The sequence below is a fragment of the Pseudonocardia sp. SID8383 genome, from assembly GCF_009864975.1.
Lineage (GTDB): Bacteria > Actinomycetota > Actinomycetes > Mycobacteriales > Pseudonocardiaceae > Pseudonocardia > Pseudonocardia alni.
Genome location: NZ_WWFY01000273.1, coordinates 1 through 9,138, shown reverse-complemented (window position 1 = coordinate 9,138; position 9,138 = coordinate 1). Strand labels below are relative to the sequence as shown.

Annotated in this window: 8 protein-coding genes; 4 read left to right on the top strand and 4 right to left on the bottom strand. The window is 71.3% G+C overall.

Going from position 1 to position 9,138, the window contains the following annotated elements; genetic code table 11:
- Nucleotides 1–107: 107 nt before the first annotated feature.
- The 3 genes from GTW08_RS06575 to GTW08_RS06565 all read right to left on the bottom strand — a co-directional run bounded on the left by GTW08_RS06575 (nucleotide 108) and on the right by GTW08_RS06565 (nucleotide 3,876).
- Nucleotides 108–1,514 carry an NAD-dependent malic enzyme gene (locus tag GTW08_RS06575; RefSeq protein ID WP_073574645.1) on the bottom strand — a complete coding sequence of 469 codons (1,407 nt, stop codon included), beginning with the start codon at nucleotides 1,512–1,514 and terminating at the stop codon, nucleotides 108–110.
- A 61-nt stretch (nucleotides 1,515–1,575) separates the two neighbouring features.
- Nucleotides 1,576–2,850 carry a DUF4032 domain-containing protein gene (locus GTW08_RS06570; protein WP_073574644.1) on the bottom strand — a complete coding sequence of 425 codons (1,275 nt, stop codon included), beginning with the start codon at nucleotides 2,848–2,850 and terminating at the stop codon, nucleotides 1,576–1,578.
- Nucleotides 2,851–3,876 carry a LacI family DNA-binding transcriptional regulator gene (locus tag GTW08_RS06565; RefSeq protein WP_217266863.1) on the bottom strand — a complete coding sequence of 342 codons (1,026 nt, stop codon included), beginning with the start codon at nucleotides 3,874–3,876 and terminating at the stop codon, nucleotides 2,851–2,853.
- A gap of 227 nt (nucleotides 3,877–4,103) precedes the next feature.
- On the opposite strand from GTW08_RS06565, the gene GTW08_RS06560 reads away from it, so the two are divergent.
- The 4 genes from GTW08_RS06560 to ugpC are packed head-to-tail and all read left to right on the top strand — an operon-like array spanning nucleotide 4,104 to nucleotide 8,460.
- Nucleotides 4,104–5,399 (top strand): extracellular solute-binding protein, encoded by a 1,296-nt coding sequence (locus tag GTW08_RS06560; RefSeq protein WP_073574643.1) that lies wholly within the window; start codon nucleotides 4,104–4,106, stop codon nucleotides 5,397–5,399.
- Nucleotides 5,396–6,355, top strand: a complete 960-nt coding sequence (locus GTW08_RS06555; protein ID WP_073574642.1) for a carbohydrate ABC transporter permease — start codon at nucleotides 5,396–5,398, stop codon at nucleotides 6,353–6,355. The genes GTW08_RS06560 and GTW08_RS06555 overlap by 4 nt, the downstream gene beginning before the upstream one ends.
- Nucleotides 6,355–7,188 carry a carbohydrate ABC transporter permease gene (locus GTW08_RS06550; protein WP_073575270.1) on the top strand — a complete coding sequence of 278 codons (834 nt, stop codon included), beginning with the start codon at nucleotides 6,355–6,357 and terminating at the stop codon, nucleotides 7,186–7,188. Before GTW08_RS06555 ends, GTW08_RS06550 begins: the two co-directional genes overlap by 1 nt.
- Before the next feature lie 33 nt (nucleotides 7,189–7,221).
- A complete protein-coding gene (gene ugpC, locus GTW08_RS06545; protein WP_073574641.1) occupies nucleotides 7,222–8,460 on the top strand; it encodes an ABC transporter ATP-binding protein in 1,239 nt (412 codons plus the stop codon).
- 80 nt (nucleotides 8,461–8,540) lie between these two features.
- Here ugpC and GTW08_RS06540 read toward each other — a convergent pair.
- On the bottom strand, nucleotides 8,541–9,138 hold a 598-nt coding region (locus tag GTW08_RS06540), incomplete at its 5' end, for a DUF2867 domain-containing protein (protein WP_161151576.1).

The following is a 9,138-nucleotide window of genomic DNA, read 5'->3' as shown; positions in this document are numbered from 1 at the left end:
CTCGGGACGACGGCGGTGCTGGCCGTGCTCGTCGCCGCGGCGGCCTCCCCCGCCGAGCACGTCCCCGTGCCCGCGCCGCCCGGGGTGGTCGTCCCCCGGTGAGCCGGTCAGCCCGCCTCGACCTCGCCGCGCTTCGCCTGCTTCGCGGCGGCACCGCGCAGCGCCTCGGCGACGGCCGGGGCCACGCTCGTGTCGAACACGCTCGGCACGATGAACGACGGGTTCGGCTCGGCGACGACGTCGGCGATCGCCTCGGCCGCGGCGAGCATCATCTCGTCGGTGATGTCGTGCGCCTGGGCGTCGAGCAGCCCGCGGAACACACCGGGGAACGCGAGCACGTTGTTGATCTGGTTCGGGTAGTCCGACCGGCCGGTCGCGACGACGGCGGCGTGGCGCATCGCCAGCGTCGGGTCGACCTCGGGGTCCGGGTTGGCCAGTGCGAACACGATCGAGTCGTCGTTCATGGTCCGCAGCTCGTCCGCGCCGAACAGGTTCGGCGCGCTGACCCCGATGAAGACGTCGGCCCCGACGAGCGCGTCGGCCAGGGTGCCCTGCTTGCCGTCCTTGTTGGTCTGCGCGGCGATCGAGACGAGGTTGTCGTCCATCCCCTCGCGTCCGGTGTGGACGATGCCGTCCACGTCGACCGCGACGACGTCGGCGGTCTGCTCCGAGCCGAGCAGCCGGATGATCGCCGAGCCGGCCGCGCCGACCCCGCAGACGACGACGCGGCTGTCGGCGAACTTCTTGCCGACCACGCGCAGGGCGTTGCGCAGCGCGCCGAGCACGACGACGGCGGTGCCGTGCTGGTCGTCGTGGAAGACCGGGATGTCGAGCAGCTCGCGCAGCCTGCGCTCGATCTCGAAGCAGCGCGGCGCGGCGATGTCCTCCAGGTTGATGCCGCCGTAGCCGGGAGCGATCAGCTGGACCGTGCGGATGATCTCCTCGGTGTCCTGGGTGTCGAGGCAGACCGGCCAGGCGTCGACGTTCGCGAACTGCTTGAACAGCGCCGCCTTGCCCTCCATCACCGGCATCGCCGCGGCGGCCCCGATGTTGCCCAGGCCCAGCACCGCGGACCCGTCGGTGACGACGGCGACGGTGTTGCGCTTGATCGTCAGGCGCCGGGCGTCGGACGGGTTCTCCGCGATCGCCATCGACACCCGCGCGACGCCCGGGGTGTAGGCGCGCGACAGGTCGTCACGGGTGCGGAGGCTCACCTTGGACCGCACCTCGATCTTGCCGCCGAGGTGGAGCAGGAAGGTCCGGTCCGAGACCTTGCGGACCGAGAAGCCCTCGAGCTGCTCGATGGCGGTCTTGATCTCCTCGACGTGCTCGGTGTTGCGGGCGTTGACCGAGATGTCGACGACGAGACTCTCGGTGCGCGCCTCGACGACGTCGAAGGCGGTGACGACGCCACCGACCTGGCCGACGGCGGCGGTGAGGTCACCGGCCGAGGTGGGGTGGGCGGGGGCGTCGACGCGTGCGGTGATGGCGTAACCGGGACCGGGAATGGACACGGCCCGGAACAGTACCGCCGGGCGTGTGGTTACCGTGGCGTCAACGATGTGACGACGCGCGTCACCGCTCGTCGGCGTCGTCCGCGGGGATCCGCGGCAGCGGCCCGGTGGGGGCGTCGGCGACGGCCATCTTGGCCGCCGAGTCGGTCGGGGCGTGCCCGCCGAGGGCGGCCAGCGCGGTCTCGTTGCCGACGTCGGCGCCGGCCCGTTCGGACAACAGCCAGCGCACCTCCAGCAGGTCGCAGTACGCCTGCACCGGATCGCCGGCACCGCCGAGCGCGGCGTGCGCGCGGGCCGATCCGGGCTCGAGGCAGTGGTCGATCCAGCTGCGGGCGGCCGCGCGCTCCGACACCTCCTGACCGGTGCGGCGCTGCATCCAGTCGCGGTGGGCGTTGAGGTCGCCGAGCAGGATCCGGGCCTGGCCCTCCCCCACGCCGACACCGGTCAGCCTGCGCAGCGTCTCGGAGTGGTAGTTGCGGTCGCCGACGGCGATGTGCAGCCGCGACCGGCCGTCGCCGATCGGGAGCAGGGACACCTCGTCGACGGCGAAGCCCAGGTCGTTGAGCTCGCGGATGGCGCCCTCGACGCGGTAGCGGTCGCCGAAGGCGAAGACCGGCGAGGTGTGCAGCGCCTCCCACAGCTCCCGGTAGCGCTCGGGCAGGGCGGTCGCCTCGTCGATGAGCTGCGGGATCATCTCCGGCGGGCGCTCCAGCGAGGTCGCGAGGTCGATCATCCCGGCGGCGATGTTCTCGACCAGGATCGTCACGTCGTGCTCGCGCTGACCGTCGGACAGGCCGTCCGGGTGCACTTCGCTGGTCTCGGCGTCGACGAGAAAGGCCTGCAGGGTCTGCCCGTCGCGGGTGAACAGGGTGTTGTTGAGCGAGCAGTCCCCCCAGAACACGCCGTGCCGGTGCAGCTCGACCAGCAGCGAGATCATCGCGTCGAACAGCCGGGCGCGGTGCCGCGGCCGGTTCGGGGGCAGCCGCAGGAACAGCCTGCGGTACTGCCAGGACCCGGCGAGGTAGCGGGTCACCAGGATCGCGGTCTCGTGCGCCGGCTGGTTCACCAGCCCGGCCGGGCGGACCGCGGGCAGGCACTGGTGCTCGAGGCGCCGCAGCACGTCGTACTCGCGACGGGCGATCCGCTCCGGCATGTCCTTGAGCGCCCACAGTGCACCGTCGGCCTCGACGAAACGGACGAGGTGCCGGCTGGGGCCGACCTCCATGTCGCGCAGCGGGACCCGCATCTCGTCCCACCGTTCCAGCGGCTCGTTCCAGGGCAGCGCGATCAGCTCGGGGCCGGGGGCCCGCAGCACCAGCTCCGGCGGAGCGTCCATTCAGGACACCCCCCGCACGCCGCGGGCCGGTGGGGCGGTGGAGCCGCGGATGACCAGCCGGGTCGGCAGGGTCGCGACCGGCTCGACCGGCTCGCCGGCCAGCGTCGCCAGCGCCATCCGGGCCGCGACGGCACCCTGCTCGGCCGCCGGCTGGGCCACGGTGGACAGATCGGTCAGCGCGGCCAGCGGGTGGTCGTCGATACCGATGACCGACACGTCGCCGGGCACCGCGAGCCCGGCCCGGCGCAGCGTGCCGACGGCGCCGAGGGCGACCTCGTCGGTGTGGGCGTAGACCGCCGTCGGCGGGTCGGACAGCCCGAGCAGCTCCCCCATCGCCCGCGCCCCGCCCTCCGGGCTCCAGGGCACGCTCACCGTCAGGGCGGGGTCGTGTGCCACGCCGGCGTCGGCGAGCGCCGTCCGGCAGGCGGCGGCACGACCCTCGGGCTGGCCCGGGTCGAGCTCCGGGTCGGTGGTGACGATCATCCCGATCCTCCGGTGTCCGAGGTGGAGCAGGTGGTCGACGGCCTGGCGACCGGCGACGTACTCGTCGATCGACACCGAGGGGTGGTTGCCGATCCGGGTCCCCGCCGACACGATGCCGACGCCGATCCTCTCCAGCCGGGCGCGCTCGGCGTCGTCGACACCGAACCCCAGCAGCACGACGGCGTCGGCCCGCCGGCGGGCGGGCAGCTCGGCGAAGAACGCGCGCCGGGCCGCGGCGTCGCCCAGGTGGTAGAGCAGCACGTCGCGCCCGGCCTCGCGCACCACGTCGGACAAGCCCTCCAGCGCCGCCCCGAACCACCACCGCGACAGGTGCGGGACGACGACGGCGATCCGCCCCGTGGTGCCCCGCGCGAGGCCGGAGGCATCCGGGCTGACGACGTACTCCAGGGCGCGCGCGGCCTCCCACACGCGGGCGCGGGTGGCCTCGGCGACGTGGGGGTGATCGCTGAGCGCGCGTGACGCGGTGGCCGGTGAGACCTTGGCCAGCCGGGCCACGTCGGCCAGGTTGACCGGTTCGGGCACGACACATGTATGCCCAAAGCTGGAAGCGATTGCAAGAGCGGATGTTATCCGACTGCGCTGGACCATCGCCTGTCGATCAGTAAGGATCGTCGGCTACCAGCCTGACCGATGTGAGTCTTGACACTCCTGGGTGAAAGGCCCACAGTCTCGGTTGGAAACGCTTCCAACGTCGCCGGCGAGCGACAGGACACAGCAGCGGTATCGGACACGGGAGTTCGGAGTTGACCATGCGTCGCACACGGTGGAGGAGGACGCTGGCCGCCGGTGCGGCCACCGTCGCCCTCGCCCTGCTGGCGGGCTGCGGAGGCGCACCCGCGGGCCCGCCGGTCCTCAACTGGTACATCAACCCCGACGACGGAGGGCAGGCGGAGATCGCCCAGCGCTGCTCGGCGGCGTCGAACGGGCAGTACCGGATCGCGGTGTCGGTGCTGCCGCGCCAGTCCGCGGAGCAGCGTCAGCAGCTGATCCGCCGGCTCGCGGCCAACGACAGCTCGATCGACATCATGTCCATCGACCCGCCCTACATCCCCGAGTTCGCCGAGGCGAAGTTCCTGGCCCCGGTGCCCGAGGAGGTCGCGCAGCGGACCACCGCCGGGATCGTGAACTCCGCGAAGGAGGGCGCGAGCTGGAACGGCGAGCTGGTCACGGTGCCGTTCTGGGCCAACACCCAGCTGCTCTGGTACCGCAAGTCGCAGGTCGCCGGCACCGGGCTGGACCTGTCGAAGCCGGTCACCTGGGACCAGGTCGTCGCGACCGCGCAGGCCAAGAACTCGATCATCGCCGCGCAGGGCATCCGCGCGGAGTCGCTGACCGTCTGGCTGAACGCGCTGGTCGAGGGCGGCGGCGGGCAGATCGTCACCAACGCCTCGCCGCAGGACCCCGACGGCGTCCAGCTCGGCCTGGACTCCCCCGCCGCGACGAAGGCTGCCGAGATCATGAAGGCGGTCTCGGCCGTCGGCGGTCCCGGCTTCTCGACCAACTCCGAGGACGAGAACTCCAACGCCTTCCAGTCCGGTGACGCGATGTTCCAGGTGAACTGGCCGTTCGTGTGGGGCAAGGTCAACAGCGCCGTCGAGGAGGGGACCGTCCCGCAGTCCACGCCGGACGACTTCGGCTGGGCGCTCTACCCGCAGACCGAGGCCGGCAGGCCCTCGGCCCCGCCCTACGGCGGCATCAACCTCGGCGTCGGCGCGTTCAGCAAGCACACCGACCTGGCCTACCAGGCCACCGAGTGCATCACCTCGACCGAGAACCAGAAGCAGTACTTCCTCACCAACGGCAACCCGGCCGCCCGGATCTCGGTGTTCACCGACCCGGACGTGGTGGAGCAGTTCCCGATGGCCCCGGTCATCGCGCAGTCGCTGCAGCAGGCCAAGCCGCGCCCGCAGACGGCGTACTACAGCGAGGTCTCCGAGTCCATCCAGCGCACCTACCACCCGACCGCGGGCATCGACCCGCCGACCGTCGGCCCCGCGACCGCCGCGCTGATCAAGGCGGTCCTCGCCAAGGAGGAGCTGCTGTGACCACGACGACCGAGCGGCCCGGGACCGGGACCGGGGCCTCCCCGGCCCCGCGCGGTGCCAGTGACCGCAGCCGGGCCGAGCAGAAGCTCGGCTGGTACCTCGCGGGCCCGGCGTTCGCCGTGATGCTGCTGGTGACGGCCTACCCGATCATCCAGGCCGTCTACTACTCGCTGTTCGACTACCGGCTGACCGACCCGGACAACATCTCCTTCGTCGGCCTGAAGAACTACGCGGTCATCCTCACCGACTCGATCTGGTGGACCTCCTTCGGCGTCACGGTGTTCATCACCGTGGTCACCGTCGCGGTCGAGCTGGTGCTGGGCTTCCTGCTGGCGCTGGTCATGATGAACGCGCTCAGGGCGATCCGGCCGGTGCTGCGCGCCGCGATCCTGATCCCCTACGCGGTCATCACGGTCGTGTCGGCGTTCGCCTGGCAGTACGCGTTCTCCCTCGACTCGGGCTTCGTGAACTCCTGGTTCGGCTGGCTGCCCGGGATCTCGGCCGACACCGACTGGTTCGGCTCGACCGGCTCGTCGCTGTTCGTGATCTGCCTGGCCGAGATCTGGAAGACCACCCCGTTCATCTCGCTGCTGCTGCTCGCGGGTCTGGCCCAGGTGCCCGACGTGCTGCAGGAGGCCGCCCGCGTCGACGGCGCGACCTGGTGGCAGCGGATGTGGAAGGTCACCCTCCCGAACATGAAGGCGGCGATCATGGTCGCCCTGCTGTTCCGGACCCTGGACGCGTTCCGCGTGTTCGACTCGGTGTTCGTGATGACGGCCGGGGCGAACAGCACCGAGACGGTGTCGTTCCTGGCCTACCGCCAGACCATCGCCCGCGTCGAGATCGGGCTCGGCTCCGCGGTGTCGGTGCTGCTGTTCCTGTCCGTCGTGATCATCTGCATCGGGTTCATCAAGGGGTTCAAGGTCGACCTGTCCCAGGCCCGAGGGGAGAAGTGATGTCCACCCGCGAGAGAGTCCTCTGGATCGTCGCCGGCATCGCGATCGTCGTCTACGCCCTGTTCCCGGTGGGCTGGATCGTGTCGCTGTCGCTGAAGTCGAGCGACGACATCGCCAACAAGCAGTTCCTGCCGACCTCGGTGTCGTGGGACAACTACTCCCAGATCCTCGTCGGGGACGCGGCCGGGCTGTTCCTGCCCGCGCTGCGCAACTCCTTCGGCATCTGCATCATCGCGACGTTCCTGGCGTGCGTGCTGTCGATGTTCGCCGCCTACGCGATCGCCCGGCTCGACTTCCGGGGCAAGAAGCTGATCCTGTCGACCGCGCTGGCGGTGGCGATCTTCCCGGTCATCTCGATCGTGACGCCGCTGTTCAACCTGTGGCGCCAGATCGGGCTCTACGACACCTGGCCCGGCCTGATCATCCCCTACCTGTCGCTGACCCTGCCGCTGTCGATCTGGACCATGTCGGCGTTCTTCCGCGAGATCCCGTGGGAGATGGAGCAGGCCGCGCAGGTCGACGGCGCCACCACCTGGCAGGCGTTCCGCAAGGTGATCGTCCCGCTGGCGACGCCCGGGGTGTTCACCACCGCGATCCTGGCGTTCTTCATCGCCTGGAACGACTTCGCCTACGGCATCTCGCTGACCTCGACCGGCGCGTCCCGCCCGGTCCCGGCCGCGCTGGGCCTGTTCTCCGGGGCCTCGCAGTTCGAGTCGCCGAACGGCCCGATCGCCGCCGCCGCGGTGATCGTGACCATCCCCGTCGTCGTGCTCGTCCTGCTGTTCCAGCGGCGCATCGTCGCCGGTCTGACCAACGGCGCCGTCAAGGGCTGACACCCCGTACACAGAGAGAGGAACCGACCGGCCATGGCGTCGATCGAGATGAAGAACATCGTCAAGAAGTACGGGGACGGCTTCCCGGCCGTGAACGACGTGAGCATGGACATCGCCGACGGCGAGTTCATGATCCTCGTCGGCCCGTCCGGCTGCGGGAAGTCCACGCTGCTGCGGATGATCGTCGGTCTGGAGGACATCACCTCCGGCGACATGGTCATCGCCGGCAGCCGCGTCAACGACAAGGCCCCGCGGGACCGCAACCTGTCCATGGTGTTCCAGAACTACGCGCTCTACCCGCACCTGTCGGTCTTCGAGAACATCGCGTTCCCGCTGCGTCTGGCCAAGGCGCCCGAGGACGAGATCACGCAGAAGGTCGACACCGCGGCGAAGGTCCTGGAGCTGCAGGAGCACCTGCAGCGCAAGCCCGCGAACCTGTCCGGCGGTCAGCGCCAGCGGGTCGCGATGGGCCGTGCCATCGTCCGCGACGCCGACGCGTTCCTGTTCGACGAGCCGCTGTCCAACCTGGACGCGAAGCTGCGCGGGCAGATGCGCACCGAGATCGCCCGCCTGCAGCGCCGCCTCGGTATCACCACCGTCTACGTCACACACGACCAGACCGAGGCGATGACCCTCGGCGATCGGGTCTGTGTCCTGCGCAAGGGCGTCATCCAGCAGGTCGCCTCGCCGCGCGAGCTCTACGAGCAGCCGGTCAACCTGTTCGTCGCCGGGTTCATCGGGTCGCCGCCGATGAACTTCCTGCCCGCGACCGTGGCCGGGAACCGGCTGGAGACGCCGTTCGGCCCGATCGAGCTCGACGCCGCGCGCGCCGAGAAGGTCGCCGGTCGCGAGCTGGTGCTGGTCGGCATCCGGCCGGAGTACTTCGAGGACGCGTCACTGGTCGACGAGGCCAAGAAGCACGTCGGGTCGACCTTCACCGCGAAGGTCGACGTGACCGAGTGGCTGGGCGACTCGCAGTACGCCTACATCCCCTACGAGGCCCCGGCCGAGGTGGAGACCAAGCTCAAGGAGCTGTCGCGGGAGCTCGACGCCGATCAGCTGCGTACGCAGGCGATCGTGTCGATCGACTCGACCAGCCGGATCCGGGAGGGCCGCGACGCCGAGTTCTGGCTGGACGCGCGGAAGATCCACGTGTTCGACCCGGAGTCGGGCGAGAACCTCACCCGCGACCCCGAGGCCGGCGCCGAGCTGACGCGGCTCGCGGCCGAGGACCGCGCCGAGCAGGTGGCCCAGGCCCGCAGCCGGGGCTGAGGCGCCGCCCCCGTCGCCCCCAGGGGAACTCTCGTGGCTTAGAGCGCTACGAGAGTTCCCCTGGGGGCACCCCGGAGGGGTCAGAGGGCGCGGACGTCGCGCCGGTAGCGGGTCTCGGCGACCCCGGCGAGGGTCCGCGCCATCACGGCGAACACGAAGCGCTGCGACGGGTAGGCCGCCAGCCATCCCAGCCGCCCGGCCATCCCGCGCGGGGTGAACCGCAGGGTCTGGGTGTAGCGGCTGGTCAGCCGGTCGGTCGGAGTGACGGCCAGCTCGAGCCGGGCGTCGCCGGGGAGCCGGTCCGCGGCGCGCAGCACCAGCCGCCGCCCCGGTTCGACGATCTCGACGGTCCAGCGGTCCAGGGGCTCACCCGGGAGGAGCCGGGCCGGGCCGTCGCCGTGCCGGCGCGGGACGACACCGGGCCCACCGGCGAGGACGTCGAGGTGGCCGGTCAGCGTCGCGACGCCCGGGACGGTGTACCAGCCGTGCGGGCCGCCGAGCGTCTCGATCACCGACCAGACGGCGCGGGCGGGAGCGGCCACGTCGCGGGTGTCGGTCGTCGACCACTCCAGCGGACCGGTGCCGGGCGGGTCGGACGGCCCCGGCCCGGCCGCGCCGACGCCGTCGAGAGCGCGGCGGACCGCCGTGCGGTACGGGGTCCGGCCGCCGGGCGGGGTG